At 36.0% G+C, this 21,587-nt stretch carries 16 protein-coding genes; 13 read left to right on the forward strand and 3 right to left on the reverse strand.

Translation table 11 applies throughout. The features are described from left to right. Nucleotides 1-39: 39 nt before the first annotated feature. The 4 genes from AB3I12_RS06410 (at nucleotide 40) to AB3I12_RS06425 (ending at nucleotide 5,051) form a co-directional block, all read left to right on the forward strand. A complete protein-coding gene (locus AB3I12_RS06410) occupies nucleotides 40-1,704 on the forward strand; it encodes a hypothetical protein (protein WP_063626806.1) in 1,665 nt (554 codons plus the stop codon). A gap of 22 nt (nucleotides 1,705-1,726) precedes the next feature. Further along, nucleotides 1,727-1,966, forward strand: coding sequence for a hypothetical protein (locus AB3I12_RS06415; RefSeq protein WP_034698894.1), 240 nt, complete (start codon nucleotides 1,727-1,729; stop codon nucleotides 1,964-1,966). A gap of 31 nt (nucleotides 1,967-1,997) precedes the next feature. Next, a complete protein-coding gene (locus AB3I12_RS06420) occupies nucleotides 1,998-3,503 on the forward strand; it encodes a Mur ligase family protein (protein WP_063626808.1) in 1,506 nt (501 codons plus the stop codon). A 324-nt stretch (nucleotides 3,504-3,827) separates the two neighbouring features. Beyond that, a complete protein-coding gene (locus tag AB3I12_RS06425) occupies nucleotides 3,828-5,051 on the forward strand; it encodes an LCP family protein (RefSeq protein ID WP_010719704.1) in 1,224 nt (407 codons plus the stop codon). 51 nt (nucleotides 5,052-5,102) lie between these two features. Here AB3I12_RS06425 and AB3I12_RS06430 read toward each other — a convergent pair whose 3' ends face one another. Further along, nucleotides 5,103-5,573, reverse strand: a complete 471-nt coding sequence (locus AB3I12_RS06430) for a TspO/MBR family protein (protein ID WP_053765637.1) — start codon at nucleotides 5,571-5,573, stop codon at nucleotides 5,103-5,105. 329 nt (nucleotides 5,574-5,902) lie between these two features. Here AB3I12_RS06430 and AB3I12_RS06435 point away from each other — a divergent pair, with 329 nt between their 5' ends. The 3 genes from AB3I12_RS06435 (at nucleotide 5,903) to AB3I12_RS06445 (ending at nucleotide 9,179) form a co-directional block, all read left to right on the forward strand. Further along, the gene (locus AB3I12_RS06435; RefSeq protein WP_063626810.1) at nucleotides 5,903-7,456 is read left to right on the forward strand and encodes a carbohydrate-binding protein; all 1,554 of its coding nucleotides are present in this window, start codon (nucleotides 5,903-5,905) and stop codon (nucleotides 7,454-7,456) included. Nucleotides 7,457-7,533: 77 nt separating this feature from the next. Beyond that, nucleotides 7,534-8,112: a lytic polysaccharide monooxygenase gene (locus tag AB3I12_RS06440; protein ID WP_010719701.1), complete on the forward strand. Its 579-nt coding sequence runs from the start codon at nucleotides 7,534-7,536 to the stop codon at nucleotides 8,110-8,112. Nucleotides 8,113-8,498: 386 nt separating this feature from the next. Then, nucleotides 8,499-9,179, forward strand: coding sequence for a YcjF family protein (locus tag AB3I12_RS06445; protein ID WP_034698910.1), 681 nt, complete (start codon nucleotides 8,499-8,501; stop codon nucleotides 9,177-9,179). A 163-nt stretch (nucleotides 9,180-9,342) separates the two neighbouring features. On the opposite strand, the gene rlmD is transcribed toward AB3I12_RS06445, so the two are convergent. Then, entirely contained in the window at nucleotides 9,343-10,740 is a 1,398-nt protein-coding gene (gene rlmD / locus AB3I12_RS06450) for a 23S rRNA (uracil(1939)-C(5))-methyltransferase RlmD (RefSeq protein WP_010719699.1), read from the reverse strand. Between the two features lie 107 nt (nucleotides 10,741-10,847). Between rlmD and recX the strand changes: the two genes are divergently transcribed. From recX to AB3I12_RS06465, 3 genes are all read left to right on the forward strand, one after another. Then, complete coding sequence (gene recX / locus AB3I12_RS06455; RefSeq protein ID WP_010738148.1) at nucleotides 10,848-11,645, forward strand: recombination regulator RecX; 798 nt, start codon at nucleotides 10,848-10,850, stop codon at nucleotides 11,643-11,645. After that, the gene (gene mutY, locus AB3I12_RS06460) at nucleotides 11,638-12,819 is read left to right on the forward strand and encodes an A/G-specific adenine glycosylase (RefSeq protein ID WP_063626812.1); all 1,182 of its coding nucleotides are present in this window, start codon (nucleotides 11,638-11,640) and stop codon (nucleotides 12,817-12,819) included. The genes recX and mutY overlap by 8 nt, the downstream gene beginning before the upstream one ends. Nucleotides 12,820-12,912: 93 nt before the next feature. Continuing rightward, on the forward strand, nucleotides 12,913-13,446 hold the full coding sequence (locus tag AB3I12_RS06465) for a DUF402 domain-containing protein (protein WP_010719696.1): 534 nt from the start codon (nucleotides 12,913-12,915) through the stop codon (nucleotides 13,444-13,446). 128 nt (nucleotides 13,447-13,574) lie between these two features. Here AB3I12_RS06465 and AB3I12_RS06470 read toward each other — a convergent pair whose 3' ends face one another. Beyond that, entirely contained in the window at nucleotides 13,575-14,009 is a 435-nt protein-coding gene (locus AB3I12_RS06470; protein ID WP_010719695.1) for a GNAT family N-acetyltransferase, read from the reverse strand. 172 nt (nucleotides 14,010-14,181) lie between these two features. On the opposite strand from AB3I12_RS06470, the gene AB3I12_RS06475 reads away from it, so the two are divergent. From AB3I12_RS06475 to AB3I12_RS06485, 3 genes are all read left to right on the forward strand, one after another. Beyond that, the gene (locus AB3I12_RS06475) at nucleotides 14,182-15,273 is read left to right on the forward strand and encodes an AI-2E family transporter (RefSeq protein ID WP_231105545.1); all 1,092 of its coding nucleotides are present in this window, start codon (nucleotides 14,182-14,184) and stop codon (nucleotides 15,271-15,273) included. A gap of 151 nt (nucleotides 15,274-15,424) precedes the next feature. Beyond that, nucleotides 15,425-16,801, forward strand: coding sequence for a hemolysin family protein (locus tag AB3I12_RS06480; RefSeq protein WP_063626815.1), 1,377 nt, complete (start codon nucleotides 15,425-15,427; stop codon nucleotides 16,799-16,801). A gap of 634 nt (nucleotides 16,802-17,435) precedes the next feature. Continuing rightward, the gene (locus AB3I12_RS06485; RefSeq protein ID WP_063626817.1) at nucleotides 17,436-21,572 is read left to right on the forward strand and encodes a polysaccharide lyase family 8 super-sandwich domain-containing protein; all 4,137 of its coding nucleotides are present in this window, start codon (nucleotides 17,436-17,438) and stop codon (nucleotides 21,570-21,572) included. Nucleotides 21,573-21,587: the final 15 nt, after the last annotated feature.

Here is a 21,587-nt window from a genome sequence, read left to right on the forward strand (position 1 = left end):
TGTAGTTATAACCTCTTTATTCTTGATAGGGGTGAGTCTATGCCAGTTCAAACAGATAAAAATGATTTAGCAACCATCCAAGAAGTACTTGAAAAAGTAGTCATTCATACGGAGAAAAAATTATTAATCGTATCCGTAGGAGATTTTAGTAAGCGTGGTAAGACTTATGAATTTTACGGAAACAATCTAAAAACAATTTGGAATAATTTTCTAACAGCTTATCGAACCTATCATTTTGAGACAGAAACGTATCTGAGGTTGGATGTAGTGACGAAAGAAGAGCAAGTTGATTTTCAACAAGTCAAAGAACGGTTAAACAAAATAAAAAGGAATAATTACATCGATTTTAATTTGCGAATAGATGGAATCAGAAAAAGAAGTTTTTTAAAAGAAGAATTAGTAGCAAATGCAATCATTAAACCAAGTAAAGCACATATAGTTGGAAAAAATCATCCTGAGTTACACATTGATTCCCAAAATTACCGTGGCTATGTCAAGCGTAAATATGGACGTGAAGAAAGTGATTTAAGCTACTTAGAGCGTTCAAAGTGTTATTTTTTTGAAACAGTCTCCTTCTATTTTGAAAATGGTGAAGTATTCCCTTTGAAAGATTATGGCAATGGCAATCAAGTCAGAGAAGTGACTACAGAAAATCTTGATGATATTACGGAACTAGTGATTGAACAAGGAACGAATTATTTAACCAAACAGTTGACTCCTACTGGTAAATTCATTTATGGCTATTATCCTTGCTATGATCAGTTACTAAAAGGTTATAATTCGGTTCGCCATTTTTCATCTTTGTACGCATTAGCTGAATCGGCAGAATATTTATCCGACCAGGAATTGATGCAACGAGTCAAAGAAGGATTACTATGGGGATTGAAAAATCTTACTTCTGAAGTCAATGGTCAGCTGTTGATTAAAGATTACTTGAATAAAGAAGTAGAGTATAAGTTAGGAGCCCAGGCGACAGCAATCTTGGCTTTAGCAAAATATTCAGAAGTGACTAAAGAGACCATCTTTCATAGTTTCCTTAGTCGTTTAATCACGACTGTTTCAGAAAAATTTATCACTCCAGATGATCAGACGATCCATGTGTTGAATGCCGAATTAATGACAAAAGAGCGTTTTAGAATTATTTATTATGATGGTGAAATTCTGTTTTCCCTCTTAAGAGCACATGCGATTTTAAAACAAATTGAGATTTTTGAGATTTGTGAAGGATTGATGGAACAATTTGTCGCAAATAATTATCAAAAATACCATGACCATTGGTTAAGTTATGCAACGAATGAGATGCTTAAATATCAAGAAAAAGATACTTACTATGAATTTGGTATTAAGAATGCAATGGTCAACATCAACTTTATCGATCAACGAGATACAGCTTATCCAACCATGCTTGAGTTACTAGTAGCAGCCTCAAAAATGATCAGCAAATTAGAAAGAAGTCCTTTAAAAGATAAGCTTTTTCCGATAGAGAAAGAATTTTTTGAAACGAAAGCACGAATCAATACGGTAATGAAAAAAAGAGTGTTACATGAAATCACAACAGGAGTCATGTTTCCAGAGTTTGCACAGTTTTTCAAACAACCGCAAGTGATCAAATATGGTTTTTTTGCGCGTCATGATCGTTTCCGTATGAGAATAGATGATGCAGAGCATTTTCTATCTGGTTTGATCAATTACTTATGCCTTTAAAAAGAGAAGAGGAGTGAAGATAATGGTTGGTTATATTCGATTTGCTGCTTTAGCATTGATTGGTCTTTCCTATTTAGGGTTTCGGCTGAAAAAGAAAAAAGACCATCAATCAGAAACTTTAGAAAATGATTGGAGTCAGTATCAAAAAAATGAAGAGGGGTTGTATCCTTGGGAAGAAGACCAAGATGACTCGCCACAGAGAATTGAAAAAACAGCAACAAGGTATGTGAATCAAGCAAGACCAAGACGAGGAAAATGGTAGAGAGAATCTAGAACAAAGTAGGTGTAAAAGAATGTGGAAGATCCAAGAATTATTGGCTGATATCGATGGTGCGTATTTACAAAAGTACGACCATCTTGATCAAATAATTGACAACTTTGAGTACTTTTCTGGACATTTAAACAAAAGAACCAATTATAATACCACAGCATTTGTTTGTTTGACACCAGAAAGAAGAAGTTACATCAATCGAAAGACAGTGGCTTGGCGAGATGGGAACGAGCAAATCAAAGGAAGGGAAAATGAGTTTGGTTTAATCATTACTGAAATCCCCATTGATGACCCAGCTGTTAGAACGCCTCAATTTATTGTTAAAAATAGTTGGGAATTTTTACTACAAATTTCAGAGAAAATCCGAAGCAATTATGTACAACCAATTGTAGCAATCACTGGTTCGGCAGGAAAAACATCCACACGAATGATGATCTCACATTTATTCCAAAATGAAAAAGTGTTAGAAAATCGTGGGAACCACAATGTTCGTTTTGCGATTCCTCTATACCTAAGCAAGCTAGTAAGTGAGCCAGATATGTTGAACTTAGAAGTCTCTGTCAATGCGTTGAACTCTTATGACACTGGATCAATGTCTAATTTAGTGCAACCAGAGATTGCGATTGTAACCTCAATTGGAGAAGCACACCTTAGTTCATTAAAAGATACTATCGGAGTGGCACGACATAAGGCAAAAATTTTTGAAGGACTGAAGCAAGATGGCACTGCAATCATCAATACAGATATTGGTGAGGAAGAACTAGCGATTCTAATGACAGCAGCCAAAAAAAGAACAGCAGAGATTCTCACGTACTCTTTGTATGATCAAACAAAGGATGTCTTCTTAATTGAAACGAGACAAGAAAGAGAGTATTGTGAAATTTTATTTTCTTTTTTAGGACAAGAATTTTCGATGAACTTGTCAGTTGCTTCTGCAGGTATGATTTCTAATGCTTTTGCTGCTTTATTGACAGTCTGGAAAATAAAAGGCGACATTCGATCGTATCTGCCAGCATTTACTACATTTAAGCCATTGTCTAAGATTCTCGATAAAACGAATTATGCTTCCTTGAATGGAACGAATTTCACATTTATTGACGACACCCATAATGCTTCTTTGCCTGCGATGGAAAATGCTATCGATTATTTTGATGAAGTTCGAACCTTTTATCAAGGAAAAAGTATTTTGGTACTTGGACAGATTGCTGACTTAGGAAGTACTGCACAAGTGATCCATGAATCACTGAAAGATTCGATGGAACATTGTGGAGCAGATCATATCTTAGGTTATGGTGAGCATTTTAAAAAGATTTTTGAGGAAGAACAAATACAAGATCAACGATTCAAATGGTTCGCTACTTTACAAGAGTTAAGTGATTATCTAGAGGAATTACTAATCGAAGACAGTCTAATTTTAGCGAAGGGGTCTGTAACAGGGAGTGATTTTCATGATATAGATCGTTACATCCGTAAAATCGCTAATAAAAAACAGTTAAAAGTGTATAAAATAGGTGATATCAATTTGTAAAAAAGAGACAATGTCTGCTGAATGGCATCGTTTCTTTTTTTGCAAATAAAACGACAGATCCAAGATGACCATTGTAATTAAGAAAGAGAACGAGTAAGAGGCATTTCAGTGCTTCAAAATAAAAGCGTTTTGAAATACTTAGATTCAAGCTTTTCTCTGTAATGATGCTATGGTATGATAATTAAGAATTCAAAAAATTACATATTAATTAGTTTTTTATTCACGACTATTTTTTTAAAGTTTTATTATGATTAAATAGGTAGTTTGCTGATTTATTAGTTGTATGAGAAAATATTTTAAGAAAATGTGAGATAGAGGTGCATTATGAAGCGGTGGCAAAAAGTCGTAATAGCTTTACTGGGAATTCTCGTTGTTTTTATTGGCGGAGTCTCAGCTTATGGAATTAAACTCATGGGTGAAGCAAACCAAACAGTCAATCAAATATCCAAGGGATCGAATCGTCAGTCAACAAAGCGTAAAGATAAAGTGAGTATTGACGACAAAGAACCTTTTTCTGTCCTGTTGTTAGGACTGGATACTGGCGGATTAGGTAGAACCGAACAAGGAAGATCGGATACAATGATGGTGGTAACGGTGAATCCCCAACAAAAAAAATCAACGATCGTCAGCTTAGACCGTGATATCTATACCAATATCGTTGGTCATGGTACTGTTGATAAGTTGAATCACGCCTATGCTTTTGGAGGCGTTGAAATGGCCATGGACTCAATCGAACAGTTACTCGATATCCCCATTGACCATTATGTAACCATTAATTTAGATGGAATGGAAGATTTGATCAATGCTGTCGGAGGTGTGGAAGTCAATAATAAAATTGATTTTACATTAGATGGTGTTCATGTTCCTGTAGGTAAACAAGTATTAGATGGTAAGAAAGGCCTTGCTTATTCACGGATGCGTCACGAAGATCCTAAGGGGGATATCGGACGTCAAGCACGACAGCGTGAAGTCGTTACCAAAATTGTTAATAAAGTATTGAGTTTAGATGGTGTCAGCAATTATCGGAAAATTTTAAAAGCGGTCGAAAAAAATGTCACAACTGACCTAGATTGGGATGATATGCTAGATGTAGCAACTAATTACACACCAGCATTTGAAACGATCAAACAAGACCAATTGCAAGGTAAAGATGCAACCATTGATAGTATTTACTATCAAATTTTAGGTGAAAATGATTTATTAAGTATCCAAAACGAATTGAAAAAACAATTAAACATCAAACCAAGTAAGACATTACCTAATTTAAAAAATGACAATGCTTCTATCATGTTCTACAATGACTCGCAATCCGCTGAAGATTCGAACGAGACTGCGACAAGTGAGAATAATTCAACTTATTCAGGAAATTCGCAAACAACAAATCAGTACAACGAGTATAATCAAGAATACAATCAAAGCGCCGATCAAAATTATGATCAGTACGGCAATCAGAACTACAACCAAAACTACAACCAAAACCAAAACAATGAACAAACTTACCAACAAGAAAACAATGAACAAGGATATAATTATGGAAATGGGTATTAAGTAAAAAAAGCATTCGCAACAGTCATAACCGACTGTGCGGATGCTTTTTTACTAGTTTAAAAATAAAATAGAATAGTTGAGAAGCGTAGCAAATAATACCCAGAGATAATATGGTACCAGTAACCACATCACTAAGCGATAGTGGTTCCATAGTTGATAAAGCAGTATGGAAAGAAGGACCACTAATAAAGTAATATCTAGTGCAGCAATTAAGGTGTTTTGCAAGTTGAAAAACAAAGCAGACCAGATAAAATTACATACAAATTGAATAACAAATAATGTAATTAATTTTTGTTTGACCCTTTTGTTTTTCATTACCAATAGTAAATATAACGAAATTCCCATTAAAATATATAGCACTGTCCACATAGGACCAAAGATCCAACTAGGTGGTGCAAAAGGAGGTAGCTCAAGTGAATAATAATAACTACCTGGATTACCACTTAGTATCCCCGATAAGAAACCTAAAATCACTATGCCAACAGTACAAACCCAAAAACGATAATCTTTCAGTATAGCCATATTGTTTTAACTCCTTTCTATAATTCTAGTTTACCATGAACGTTTTAAACATACTTGAATTTGATTTGGAAGGTTATACTTTTGGTTTAGTTATTTTAAATCAGTTATTATATTAGAATATTAACCTCTATCTCTTATTGGATAATGAAAATCATTGCCATTGTAATGTTGTAACTCCGAACATTATTAAAGAAAATAGTCAATTAGATTAAATAACGTTAATTGTTAAATTTATTGTTATTTTTGATGTTATTTATCTGATAAGATAATATATGTAATCGATTACAAAACAGATGATAATAGCACTGATCACGAGAGGAGAAGAAGATATGGGAAATAAAAGAATCAAAAAAATGTTAGCGGGAGCAGCTCTTTGTAGTCTGATGATTGCGCCATTATTATTGAATATGGAAGAGGCGTTTGCGACAGAACAAAGTACGAACAAGCAAGCTGGTTTTGGCGTTGGTCAAGGGATCAAATGGGCGGATCAAGTAGTAGCACCATTTGTCGATATGACGGCATATGTTTCAGGCAGCAATCTATCAAATAACGGAGCGCTTAATTTAGCTGCAGTGGCAAAAAGCACTGGACAAAAATTCTTCAATTTAGGATTCATGCAATCAAGAGGTATTAAAAATGGTAAGATCGACTGGGCCTGGGGTGGATTTGGAGGCTTAAGCGAAAGTGATAGCGATCAATGGCAATATGAAGGAATCAAAAAATCCATTCGTGAATTAAGAGAAGTTGGTGGCGATGTTGCTGTATCATTTGGTGGTCTAAATTCTGGCGCATTTTGGGAAACAACACAAGATTCAACCATTTTAGCAAATGCTTATAAAGAAATTATTGATGGTTATGGATTAACTCGTGTTGATTTCGACGTAGAAGCTGGGGCAATGAATTATGCGCATAATTTAGCTAATGCTAAAGCGATTAAAAAAGTCCAAGATGAAACAGGTGTTAGTGTGACCCTTACATTACCAGTGATGGACTTTGGATTGGTATCTACAGGTTTATCTGTCTTGCAAGCCTATCTTGAGGCAGGTGTTGATCTAACTACCGTTAATATCATGACGATGTGTTACGGTAGCGTTGTTCCCGATTATGCGCAAGGTTCACTAGATGCAGTGGACAATACGAAAAAACAATTACAAGATTACTACAAACGTTATGCGAACAAAACGTTAACTGATGCTCAAGCTTATGCTAAATTAGGAACAACCCCTTCCGTTGGATTTGAAGGAGACACACATCCATACTTTACAACTGATATGTTCAATAAAATCGTCCAACATGCAAAATCAAGAAAACTCGGGATGGTTTCTTATTGGTCAATGAACCGTGATGCCATGGTCGATGGTGGTCAAGGTCAAGTCAAAAATCAATATGAGTTCTTAACTGTTGCCCAACAATTCACTGATGGAACGACTGGTGGAGAAAATGACCCAGTAGAAACGCTAACTAAACCATCCATTCCGGTAAATTTAACTAGTAGTAATGTTACGCAAAATTCAGTGACTTTAAACTGGACTAATAATGCTTCAAAAGAAAAAGTCACTCATTATGAAGTTTATCGAAACAATATTCGCATCGCTACAAGTGCAACGAATACATTTAAAGATCAAAATTTACAAGCAAATACAACCTACAGCTATAAAGTTAAAGCAGTTAACGCTGCAGGAACCTCTGACTTTAGCCAAGCAATCTCAGTGAAAACCACAAGTGAAAGTACGCAAGGTGATACTTGGGTTATCGGAAAATCATATAAAATAGGCGACATCGTTACCTATAAGGGACATCGTTATCGTTGTATTCAACCACATCCAGCTACTGAGGGATGGGAACCAGATATTACAGAAGCTTTATGGGTAAGAATCTATTAAAAGTTATAAAAGCATAATGTTTGATTCTTTTCTTAAAAGCGCTTACAATGAACCTATCAATGAATGGGAGGTTCATCATGAAAAAGGTTAATATCTTAATGTTTGTTGGCGTTGTTATGTTAGGTTTGTTTGGATTCGGTGCATCTGGCTATGCTCATGGCTATATTACCTCACCTGGAAGTCGTGCTTATTTCGGAACTGCAGCAGCTGGTAATTTGAACCAAAATGTTGGACGAGCAGAGTGGGAGCCACAAAGTATTGAAGCACCAAAAAATACCTTTATTGATGGGAAAATAGCAAGTGCTGGGGTTACTGGATTTGAGCCACTAGATGAGCAAACAGCAACTAGATGGCATAAAAATATCATCAATACTGGCAACTTGAATATTACTTGGTTTTTAACTGCGCAGCATAGTACAAGTACTTGGGATTACTATATCACTAAAACTGGTTGGAATCCTAATGCACCATTGAAAATCAGTGATTTTGAATTGATATCAAAAATTGATGACAAAGGTGCAAGACCGCCACAAACTGTCAAACAAACAATCAATATTCCAAAAGATCGCAAAGGCTATCACGTGATCTTGGCTGTATGGAATATTAGTGATACAACCAATGCTTTTTATCAAGTAATTGATGCGAATATTCAATAATAAAACATAAGAATCTTTTGGGTTCAATTTCAGCGAATATGTGCTAGAAATACCAATTATTCAAAGAAAAGTGTAGGAGACTGAGGCAAAACTTGCTTCAGTCTCTTTATTTCTAAAAATGTGTAAATGGTGTTCAATCATCAGCTCCTCGAAATAAGCCTGAATTTTTCAAAACATGAGAAGCTGTTTCGAGATTTTCATCTTTAAATTTGAGAAGCAGTTTTCGGAAATTCGTTCTAAATTCTTGATGCTAAACATTGTTGTTTCAACCTTCTTTTGTTCATGAGTGAATGATTTTGGTTAAGGAAAGGTTTAATGTATGATAGAGCTACAACAATGCTTCATTAAATGGAGTATTGGTAGTTTTTAGTAGGGGGAAAAGTATGATGAGATTTTTTAAGAAGAATACGCAAGATACAAGCGATGAAACTAATCATGTTGCACCACTTGCTAAAGAAACACTTGACCAGCAAGAGTTCGACTCTTTCTTTGCTGAAGTGTTAAAAAAAATGCCACAAAAATCAGCTAGAGTGATCCTTAATGCTTATGACCAATCGAAAATCGTAGCAGAAAAAATCCTTGCAAAAAATCAAGCAAAATTTGATCATGTATTTAAAGATTTTTTAAAAGGAGTCGATGAAACGACACGCAAAAAAAGTCATAGGATCATTCACGCGGCTTCGTTAACAGCTGCAATCATCGGTTGCTCTCCGATCCCTTTTTCAGATGCGTTTTTATTAGTTCCAGTTCAATTGACTATGATGGCTCGGCTACATAAACTTTTTGGACAACCTTGGTCAGAAAGTTTAGGGAAAAGTGTTTCTAAAGAACTTGTAGTAGTCAGTTTAGGAAGAAGTACTGTCGGAAATATTGTCAAATTTGTACCAGCAGTTGGAACTGTTACAGGGGCAGCGATCAATGCCACTGTTGCAAGTGCCATCACCGAATCACTAGGGTGGACCACCGTAAAGATGCTGAATGATGGGGAAGATATATTTGAACAAGTCATGTCATTCAAAGGACAATCCCAGACATTGTTTCGTGCATTAAAAAGTATCAAAAAGTAAATATTTAGTGGATAAATTGAATTAGTAAGAATTAAAAAAGTGGACAATCATGAACTATTGCATAACAAAAACATCCAAAACACAGAGCTGTGTTTTGGATGTTTTTTATTTACTTAGGTTGGGTTAAGTCAGACGAGCAGAAAAAGTACCGAAAAAAGTTCAACTAATTTTTGCTGGTAACACTTGATCTTCTAGTCAATTTTACAACGACTTCACATCGAGCCGTTTGGGGAAACATATCCACTGACTGCAAATATTCCACTTTGAATTTCTTACTTAATTGTCCCAGATCTCGTGCTAAGGTTGAGACGTTGCAGGAAATATATACTAATTTCGTTGGCGGATAGTTGAGGATCGATTGAATCAACTGGGGATCAAGCCCTGTACGAGGGGGATCGACAATGATCCCATCTGGTTCAAATCCTTCTTCAAGCCATTTTGGTAATAATTCTTCAGCAGTTCCAACTTCATAATGGGTATTAGTATACCCTAAACGTTGAGCGTTTTTACGTGCATCATCAATAGCCTGAGGAATCACATCCATTCCACGGATTTCTTTCGCTTGTTTTGCTACACTTAAACCAATCGTTCCCACACCACAGTAAGCATCTACGATCGTTTCATTTGGTTGGATCGCGAGTGCTTTGATTCCTTCATTATAAAGGACTTCTGTTTGTTGCGGATTCAGCTGGAAGAAAGCTCGTGGTGAGAGATCAAAAGTAACTTCATTGAGATGTTCTTCAATAGCATCTTTTCCCCAAAGGTGGATTGTTTCATCGCCCATTACGAGAGAAGTTTTAGCAGGTTGAACATTTTGCATGATTGAAACAACCTCTGGCAATTGTTGGTTAATGTCACGGATGATTGCATTTTTTTGTGGAAATTTTTGACTGCGAGTAATAAAGACAACTTGTAATTCACCCGTTTTTATTCCAACACGTACCATGATCGTCCGAAAAATGCCGCTGTTGCTCCGTTCATCATAGATAGGAAGGTCATACTTATTCAATAACTCGACGACCGTATTCATCACTTTCTGTGTCTGTGGTTCTTGAACTAAGCAATCGATTAATGGCACAAGTTCATGGGAATTTGCTTGATATAGCCCAGCTTCGATTTGTTGTGTTTTCTTATTTTTTCTTAATTGGAATTGTGCTTTGTTTCGGTAATGCCATGGTTCTTCCATGCCAATCGTTGGACGTAATTCGTAAGAACGAAAGCCAGCCGGTTTGAATTTTTCTAGCGCTTGCATAAGCAAATCTTTTTTGAAATCAAGTTGCGCCTGATATGCTAAATGTTGAAGCTGACAGCCACCACATTCATAATACACTGGACAAGGCGCCACCACTCGATCCTTGCTTTGCTTTTTGACTTTGATTAACTGAGCTTCCGCATAGCGAGGTGTTGCTTTCGTGATCTTGACAAGAACTTCTTCTTTGGGCAGTGCATAAGGGACAAAGATGATCAAACGTTTGAAATAACCGATCCCTTCACCGTTGATACCCAGTCGTTTGATTTTTAAAGGGATGGTTTGGCCGTTTTTGACAATGGTTTCTGTCATAAGTATCTTCCTTTTTTCTAATAGTGTGGTTTTATTCTAACATATTATTAATAGCGATGGGGATTTTCTATGTTATGATAAGAATATACGTTCGAGGAGGTAACTCAATGATAACAGTTACTAGGATCAGTAAAGGCAAAGGTCCATTTTATCAAGTCGAATTATCTGAAGGGGATTCTTTGAAGGTTTCAGAAGATATCTTGGTGCGTTACCGCTTGTTAAAGGGACAAGAATTAACAGAAGAAACAATTGAGGAAATCAAGAAAAGTAGTGGGTTTGACTTTGGTCTCCAACAAGCGCTCAATTATCTAAGTTATCAATTGCGTTCGGAAAAAGAAATTAGAACTTATTTGAAAGAAAAAGAGATTGAACTAGCTGACCGTAATAAGATCGTGGATCGTTTAAAGGAATTAGATTTGATCAATGACCTCGTCTATGGTGAAAGCTACGTGCGGACAAATGTACGACTAAGTGACAAAGGACCAAAAAAAATAGCTCAGCAATTACAACAAAAAGGTTTGAAACCGGAAATCATAGAGCAAGCGCTGTTGCAATATCCAGAAGAAGAACAAATAGCGATAGCATCGCAAACGGCAGAAAAATTATTCAATAAAAATCATGGGAAAAGTCATAAAGAACTTTTTAGAAAAATTCAACAAAACTTGATGACAAAGGGATTCACCCAAGAGGCGATCCAACAAGCCATCGCCCATTTACCACAAGAAACGGATGAAGACGCTGAATATGAAGCATTAGTTTCACAAGGGGACAAGTTATGGCGTAAAAACGAGAGATTTGAACCGAAAAAACGTAATTTAAAAATCAAACAAAGCTTATATCAAAAAGGATTTGATTTAGAAATGATCCAACGATTTATCGTAGAAAAGGAAGAAGCAAGTGAATAAAGAATGGGAAAAATGGACGGAAGAGGAAATCGCACAGTTTCAAACGCAATTTGTTGGCTGGTACGAAAAAGAAAAACGCAATCTACCTTGGCGCTATGATCGTGATCCTTATCGTATCTGGATTTCTGAAATCATGCTTCAACAAACCCGTGTAGATACGGTAATTGCTTATTTTTATCGCTTTATGGAATGGTTTCCGACGATTGAAGCGTTAGCTGCGGCACCAGAAGAAAAACTTTTAAAGGCTTGGGAAGGATTGGGGTATTATTCTCGCGTTCGAAATATCCAAGCTGCTGCCCAACAGATTATGACAGAATTTGATGGACGTATGCCGCAAACACCAGAAGAAATCAGTTCATTGAAAGGGATTGGTCCTTATACTACAGGCGCTATTTCAAGTATTGCTTTTGGTTTGCCAGAACCAGCAATCGACGGGAATGTCATGAGAGTCGTGAGTCGCTTATTTTGTATTGAAGCTGACATCGCCAAAGCTTCTAGTCGGAAAATTTTTGATGAGGCGATGCGTAAGATCATTGATGAAAAGCATCCTGGTGAGTTTAACCAAGCAATGATGGATCTAGGATCGGCCATTTGTACACCTACTTCACCTAATTGTGAATCATGTCCGATCCAATCATTTTGCTTAGCTTACAAAAAAAATGAGCAAACCTCGTTTCCAGTAAAAACAAAGAAAGCCAAACCAAAAGATGTCTATTATGTGTGTGCAGCGATTCAAAATGAGGCGGGAGCCTATTATTTTGAGGAACGACATACGCAAAGGTTATTAGCAAACATGTGGACGTTCCCGATGGTCGAAGTCACAAAAGAGAAATACGAATGGTTGCAAGCTGAATGGGCTCAATCTCATGAACCAAGCTTATTCGATCAAGACAAAGTTGCAGAAGAAGAAACGGAGCTACCCTTTCATTTTAAAGAACAATTGATTTGGCAAAAGCGGCATTTGGGAGAGATAACGCATATCTTTAGCCATTTGAAATGGCACGTATTACTATTTTACGGTCGAATACCTTCTCAATCAAATGACAAATTTCCTAAAACTGAAATAACACAATGGTTATTACCAGAAGACTTCGATAACGTGGCTTTTCCAAAAGTACAGGTAAAATTAAACGAACAATTAGAGAAAAATCGAAACAATAGTAATCCTTTCTAGGCAAAGCTCTTTTTTATTGATATAATAATTACGATGTCGGTGTAATGAACACCCAAACACAAAGCATGAGATGCTGCGTAAGGAAGGGTTGCTATGGGAGTCCCAAAAGAAGGTGAGTTTGTAACGATCCAAAGTTACAAACATGACGGCAAATTGCATCGAACGTGGCGTGATACCATGGTATTAAAAACAAGTGAGCATTCGATGATCGGTGTCAATGATCATACTCTAGTTACAGAGTCTGATGGACGTCGTTGGGTGACTCGAGAACCAGCAATTGTGTATTTTCACAAAAAATACTGGTTCAATGTAATAGCAATGATTCGAGAAAAGGGGGTTTCCTATTATTGTAATCTAGCTTCACCTTTTTTGCTGGACGATGAGGCATTGAAGTATATTGATTATGATTTAGATATCAAAGTTTTTCCTGATGGAGAGAAACGATTACTAGATGTCGATGAATATGAGATGCATAGCCAAATGATGAATTATCCGAATGATATCGACTTCATCCTAAAAGAAAACGTGAAGATCTTGGTTGACTGGATCAATAATGGTGAGGGCCCTTTCTCCGAAGGCTATATTGATATTTGGTATAACCGTTACAAGCAATTGTCGCGCAAGTAAACAAAAAAAAGCAGTAAGCGCAAAAGTTTTGCGCTTACTGCTTTTTTGCTATGGGTTCTTCAACATAGACACTGATGATGGAAGAAAAAGGACAAGGGATGATCCTTGCTTTGATAGCCTGTCAATAATTAAAAGACTTTTTTCATTGCGATATGAGCAATACCAGCATCTTCAAATGGTTCTCCATAAGCAGTGAATCCTAATTTTTTATAGAAATTCTCAGCTGTTGCTTGGGCGCCTAGCAAAATCGTATTATATCCTTGACTTTTGGCGAAAGCTTCAGCTTCAGCTACTAAAATTTGACCTAATCCTTGATGACGATAATCTGCAAGAATCGCCATTCGTTGTAACTTCATTTTTCCATTTTCTAATGGTAATAGCCGAACGGTCCCACAAGGTAGATTTTGGTCTGAATAAAGAACAAAGTGGATGCAATGTGCTTCATTTTGATCAATTTCTCTAGTTATAGGAACGCCTTGTTCTTTGACAAAAACTTGGTTTCTAATACGAACGGCATCAAGGTAAATATCACTTAATGTATCTTTTGTTTGAACGACTTTCATCCGAAACCCACCTTTCATTCGTTTAGTATACTGTAAAGAAAATAAAATGAAAAGTGGATAAAAAAACAAATAGCAGTAAGAATAAAAGAAATTTTCACACAAATAATATATACTAGTAAAAAAGACGAAAGGAGGAAGTATATTGTTTGAAAAATTGAAACAATCAAAATTGATGTTTTGGTCTTGCGAATTACTCATTATCGCCACGTTGATCTTGGTTTCTTCAAAAATCAATTTTATCTTTCAACCAATTGGAACGTTTTTCTCAACATTATTCGCACCAGTCTTGATTGCTGGATTTTTGTATTATTTGTTGAATCCTATTGTCAAACTATTGATGAAGATCAAAATCAAACGCATTTGGGCGGTAGCAATCGTATTACTTTTGCTTGTCGCAGCGATCATCTGGATTTTGCTCAGCGTGATTCCTAGCTTGATCCAACAAATTTCATCCATCGCATCGAATATTCCTGACTTTATTAGTCGTGTAGAGACTTGGTTAAATAATATGGCCCAACTACCGATCTTCAAAGAAGTAGATATCAATCATTATTTGAATCAATTAGATATTTCTTATGCTAAGATTATCCAACAGTTCCTCAGCGGGATTTCAAACAGCTTAGGATCGCTTGTCGGTACGATCGCTTCTGCTACAATCGTGATCATTACAGCTCCATTTATTTTGTTTTATATGTTGAAAGATGGAGAAAAAATGGTTCCGACAGTCAAGAAATTCTTTCCTGAAAAGAGAAGAGATCAAATTGTTGAATTACTTGGTCAATTGAACAAAACATTAGCTAACTACATTAGTGGTCAAGCGATTGAATGTCTTTTTGTCGGAACATTTACTTTTTTGGGGTATCTGATTATAGGGGTCAATTATGCCTTTTTATTTGGCGTCATCGCTGGTTTGACTAATTTGATTCCTTATCTAGGTCCTTACCTAGGCTTAGCTCCAGCATTTTTAGTGACAGTATTCAATGATCCTGTTAAAGCATTGCTTTGTTGTGTCGTTGTCTTGATCGTTCAACAATTGGATGGAAATGTGATTTATCCAAATGTCATCGGAAAATCATTAAAAATCCATCCGCTAACGATCATTATTGTGTTATTAGTAGCTGGAAACATTGCTGGTTTGATCGGGATTTTCTTAGGTGTACCGTTTTATGCCATTTGTAAGACGATTATTTCTTATGTCATCAAAATTGTTAAAGAAGACCAGCAAAATGAAAAAAAGAAAAAAATTGCAACGACATTGGAATAACGTATCAGCAATTCCGACTAATTGCTTCATAGTTGTTTTTATTGCAAAGAAAAATTCTTTGTGATAACATTTTAGCGTGGCTATCTTTATAGTCACGCTTTTTTTCTATCGTAAACAAAAAAATTAAAAAATATAAGGAGAGAATGCGATTATGAATGCTGACCCTGAGAGTCAGTCGCTGTTAGCGCAAATTTTATTACTGATCATTTTAACTTTGATCAATGCTTTTTTAGCTGCTTCCGAGATTGCTGTTGTTTCGATCAACAAAAATCGAGTCGAGCAAAAAGCGGAAGAAGGAGATGTTAAATCTCAAAAGCTTTTAAAAATATTGCAGAACCCAAATAACTTTCTGTCAACGATCCAGGTAGGAATCACGTTAGTCAATATCCTATCCGGTGCTTCGTTAGCCAATACATTATCAGAAAAATTAGCACCATTATTAGGTGGTAGTGTAGCAGCAAGAAATATTGCCAATATTATTGTTTTAGCTATTTTGACCTACGTATCGATTGTTTTTGGTGAATTGTATCCTAAACGAATCGCCTTGAACAAATCAGAAGAAGTAGCCAACTTTACTTCAGGGATCATCCGTCTGATCGGTGTGGTTGCCAAACCTTTCGTCTGGTTATTATCTGCATCGACTAGTTTACTAGCTCGTGTCACACCAATGACTTTTGATGATGAAGATTCAAAAATGACGAGAGATGAAATGCGGTATATGTTGGAAACTGAAGGTGTACTTGATAATGAAGAGTTAGAAATGCTGCAAGGTGTTTTTTCTTTAGATACCAAAGTAGCTAGGGAAGTAATGGTTCCTCGAACAGATGCTTTTATGATCGATATCAATGACTCCGTTGAAGAGAATGTCAATGAAGTTTTATCAGAAAATTATTCAAGGATTCCGGTCTATAATGAAGACAAAGACAAAGTTGTTGGGATTCTTCATACGAAAAACTTATTGAAAGCTGCTCATAAATTTGGCTTTGAAAATTTAAATATTCAAAAAATCATGCAAGAACCTTTATTTGTACCAGAGACAATATTCATTGATGATCTCTTGTACGAAATGAAAAAAACTCAAAACCAGATGGCTATTTTACTGGATGAATATGGTGGAGTCGTTGGTTTAGCGACTTTAGAAGATTTACTAGAAGAAATCGTCGGTGAAATTGATGATGAATCAGATGAAGTCGAAAAATTATATGAAAAGGTTGCTGAACATGAATACGTGATCCAAGGACGAATGTTGATCGATGAGTTCAACGAAGTATTTGACAGTAACTTACACATGAGCGATGTTGACACGATGGCAGGCTATTTAATCACTGCTTTGGGCATGATCCCTGATGAGGGAGAAAAATTATCGTTTGATGTAGACAACATTACCTTGACTTCTGAAGAAATGGAAGGTTCTAGAATTTTAAAAATTCGCGTGGTGTTCCATGATCCTAAAGAAGAAATTGTGGAACCAGATGAGGACCGTCGTTTATTTTATAAAGATTTTGATGAAAATGAGCCGAGAAGATAAGATATGTTTCATCCTTGCACAGAAGAGATTTTGTGCAAGGATGTTTTTTTCTTTTTTCCAAAGTTGATACGTAAATCAGTGTGGTTCCCTAAGTTGAGGGGTAGTCAGAAACAAGAGAGGCAGAACTTTACCCTTTTGTAAAGATTACTAAAACATACAATAAGATCCTATGCTCCCAGTTAACTTATACATAATATAACCAGTATATTTAAATGTTTTGTTGGTTGACAATAAATTTTTGCTAGAGTATTATGAAAACGCAAACACAAGTTTCATGTGACTAGGTTATACTAGGCATGGAAAACACGTACGGAGTCTTCCGTCGTTTTTTCATGCCTATTTTTTTATATGTTTAAGTGAATCAGTGAGGAGGTGGGGAAAATGTAAAGTAGTGTTTTTAGTAGAAAGACAGATTTTAAATATTTTACGAATAAGCAGATATGAGCGATTCTTCCAATGATTTATCTCAATTGAAACTAAAAAACTAAGAACAAATATTAGGTAGTTCTCTCAAGTAAAAGTAGTATGTACAAAAGTTGCAAAGAATGGATAAAAAATTGATGATCATTCATTTTGCCTCACGACTTAAAATTTTTTATCGACTATTCTATTTAACTAAAGGAGGAATTTTTTAATGAAGAAGGCAATCATTTTTGCTTTAACAGGATTGGCGCTTGTTGTTACATCTTTTTACAGTCCAATCGTTTGTGCTGAAGATACTGAAGATTTTTTGTTTAAAAAGAATGTTACCTACTCAGGAGTAGAAGGTGGGAAACAAGGAGATAATTGGAAATATCCGCAATTTGTAGGTGAAAAAGCGGTTGATGGGGATATATCGACGAGATGGTCAGCGGATAAAACAGATAATCAGTGGCTGACTGTTGATATTGGAGAAGAAAAAACAATTGGTCAGGTGGTTTTACACTTTCATGCGGAGAGTCCAGAATATGAGGTATTAGTTTCTAACGACAATCAAAATTATCAATCCATCTATAAGGAGGAGCGTGGAAGTGGCGGGAAAGAAGCAAAAAAATATATTGAAGTAGCGAATGTAACAGCTCGATATATTAAATACCAACAACTAAAAATGTGGAAGCACACGAATGGTCAATATTATGGTTCGAGCATTATTTCAATGGAAGCTTATCGTCAAGCACGTTTACCTGATGGGATAAAGTTTTCGATTGATTCAGCCGAAATCAGCGAGAAAAGATCCAAACAATTAACTTACATATTAACACCAACAGGCGTCCAAGTTCCTGAAAAACAAATTGAGTGGAGCAGTAGTGATCCTAGTATTGTCAATGTAGACAGTCAAGGAAGAATGAAAGCACTCAAAACCGGAGAAGCAAAGGTGACTGTGAGAATCAAAAATACGGATTTAAGTGATACGATTCCAGTTACGGTTATTCAAGAAAAAGCAGAGTATCGTGAAATGCGTGAGAGATGGAAAGCACGCTTGCTAGGATCTAAAGAAGATCATGAAGAATTTGATCAGGATTCGGACGTAAAAAAATATCGAGCGAGAATAGCCAAAGATAGTTTAGAATTATGGCAAACACTTAATAAGTCAGAAAATAGAACTTATTTGTGGGAGAAAAAAAGTTCAGACACACTATCAGCAGACTATACCACTCAATTTACCAACATCAAAAAATTGACATTAGGTTATTATGATCCTTCGAGTTCATTATATAAGAATCAAGAGGTTTTTACGCAAATTTTGAAAGCAATTGATTTTATGATTGAAACCAAAAACTACAATGGAACTTACTGGAGTGGAAATTGGTGGGATTGGCAAATTGGATCAGCACAGCCATTAACAGATACACTGATTTTATTACATGATGATTTAATCGAAAAAGATGATGCAATCTTAACTAAATTTGTTGAACCTTTAAACCACTATGCGCAAGATCCTAAAGTTCAATGGCCTAGCTATACGGCTACAGGAGCGAACTTAACAGATATATCTATTACCGTCTTAGGAACAGCCATTTTATTAGAAAATGATTCCCGAGTAGAGGCAGTTCAAAGCGCTGTTCCATCCGTTTTAAAAATGGTGACAGGAGGAGATGGCTTATATTCAGACGGCTCATTAATCCAACATAGTCATTTCCCATATAACGGAAGTTATGGAAATGAATTGCTGAAAGGCTTTGGACGGGTTCAAACGATTTTGCAAGGGACACATTGGGAAATCAAAGATGACAATATAAATAACTTGTTTCAAGTAACCGATAAAGGTTATTTACAATTGATGGTAAATGGAAAAATGCCCTCAATGGTATCAGGACGAAGTATTTCTAGAGCTCCTGGGACGAATCCCTTTACCTCTGAATTTGAATCTGGAAAGGAAACAATCGCCAATCTTACATTAGTAGCGAAATTTTCGCCAGAAATTTTACGCAAGAAAATTGATTCGTCTATTAAAGCATGGCTTGAGCATAGTAGTTATTTTTATGATTTTTTTGAAAACCCAAGAGACTTTGAAGCGTTGATTGATCTTAAGAAAATCATGAATGAGCCTTCGATAACTAGTAAAGAAGAGCAAAATCTCGTGAATATTTATGGTTCAATGGATCGAGTGTTTCAAAAAAACGAGAGTTATAGTCTCGGAATAAGTATGTACTCTAGTCGTATTGGAAATTATGAATATGGAAATACTGAAAATAAAAAAGGATGGCATACGGCTGATGGGATGGTTTATCTTTATAACGGTGACCTCGCTCAATTTGATGAAGGTTATTGGGTCACTATTGATTCTTATCGCTTACCAGGTACCACTATAGACACAAAAGTGTTAGCAGAAGGTGCTTCTACTGGTAAAAAGAGTCCTCAGTCTTGGGTGGGAGGATCGAATAATGGAAAAGTAGCTGCAGTCGGAATGTTTTTAGATAAGAAAAATGAAAATATGGATTTGGTAGCAAAGAAATCATGGTTTTTGTTAGAAGATAAATTGATTAATTTAGGCAGTGGAATCAGCGGAACAACGAATGCGACAATTGAGACGATCCTTGATAATCGAATGATGGATTCAAGTAACATGCAAATTATCCAAAAGAAAACAGCTGATTCTACTTGGATCAATCTTACTTCGACAAATCCACTCAATAATTTAGGTTACATTTTTCCAAATACCATGTCGAACGTTGACGTTCAAAAAGAAATTCGATCTGGCAAATATTTGGATATCAACGAATATTTTGTCAATGATCAATCATATACAAAAGAATTTGTAAAAATCATCAAAAATCATGGAAGTAACGCTCAAAATGATACTTATGAGTATTTGACTGTTGCTGGAAAGACAGCAGAAGAAATGGCAGAAATGGCGCAACATAAAAGCTATAATGTGTTAGCAAACACACCAGAAATCCAAGCGATTGAGACAAAAGACTATCTCATGTTGAATGCTTGGAGTGGAAATCAACAGGCAGCTTTTGTTCACGTATCTGAACCTGCATCCATTATTGCAGAAAAATTGAGTAATGATACTTATCGACTGTCAATTTCGAATCCTGTTCAAAATAATAAGGTGATTGAATTTTCGATTGAGAAAGAGATCATTGAGGTTATCGAAAAAGAGTCCGAAATTACCATGGATTCAGGAGCATTTCTATTTGATAGCAAAGGGTTAAAAGGAAGTTCGAGATCAATTACTATCAAAGTTCCTTCAGAAGTAGATAAAACGGCATTAGAAAAAATAGTCGAAGAAAATCAAAACCGAAACGAAAGCGACTATACAAAAGAAAGTTGGAAAGTCTTCACTAAGGCAATGGAATTAGCCCAAGCGGTGTTAACAGATCCAAAAGCAACGCAAGCCGAAGTAGATGAAGCAATCCAAGCAGTGAGAAAAGCCATCGAGCAACTGCAAGAAGTAACTAAAGTAGACAAAACAGCATTAGAAAAATTGGTCGAAGAAAATCAAAACCGAAACGAAAGCGACTATACAAAAGAAAGTTGGAAAGTCTTCACTAAGGCAATGGAATTAGCCCAAGCGGTGTTAACAGATCCAAGAGCAACGCAAGGCGAAGTAGATGAAGCAGTTCAAGCAGTGAGAAAAGCCATCGAGCAACTGCAAGAAGTAACTAAAGTAGACAAAACAGCATTAAAAAAATTGGTCGAAGAAAATCAAAACCGAAACGAAAGCGATTATACAAAAGAAAGTTGGAAAGTCTTCACTAAGGCAATGGAATTAGCCCAAGCGGTGTTAACAGATCCAAAAGCAACGCAAGCCGAAGTAGACGATGCAGTTCAAGCAGTGAGAAAAGCCATCGAGCAACTGCAAGAAGTAACTAAAGTAGACAAAACAGCATTAAAAAAATTGGTCGAAGAAAACCAAAACCGAATCGCAAGTGGTTATACAGCAGAAAGTTGGCAAGTGTTCCGCAAAGCGCTGGAAGCAGCGCAAGCAGTGTTAGCTGATCCAAATACGACGCAAGTCGAAGTCGAACAAGTGATGAACGATTTGGTGCAGGCAATTGAACAATTAGAGAATAAAGAAACTGCATCATCCTCTGAGGAAGATAAAAACGTCAATAATAAAAAGGAGCAAGGTAAAAATACACAAGTGGACAACAATGAAATAGGTAAATCTTCTATTAGTGAAGGGACTGGTAAGGAAGGTCTATTACCAAAAACAGGTGAAAAGAATAACCAAGTTCTTCAAAAATTAGGATATACAATTTTATTAGGGGTATTCATTAGCTTGTTCCTATTGAAAGGTCGAAAGGAGCCTAAGAGGAGTCAAAATAAAGTAGGCAAGTAATCTGATGAAAAAACA

It is taken from the genome of Enterococcus sp. C65, from assembly GCF_040887165.1.
GTDB lineage: Bacteria > Bacillota > Bacilli > Lactobacillales > Enterococcaceae > Enterococcus_B > Enterococcus_B hirae.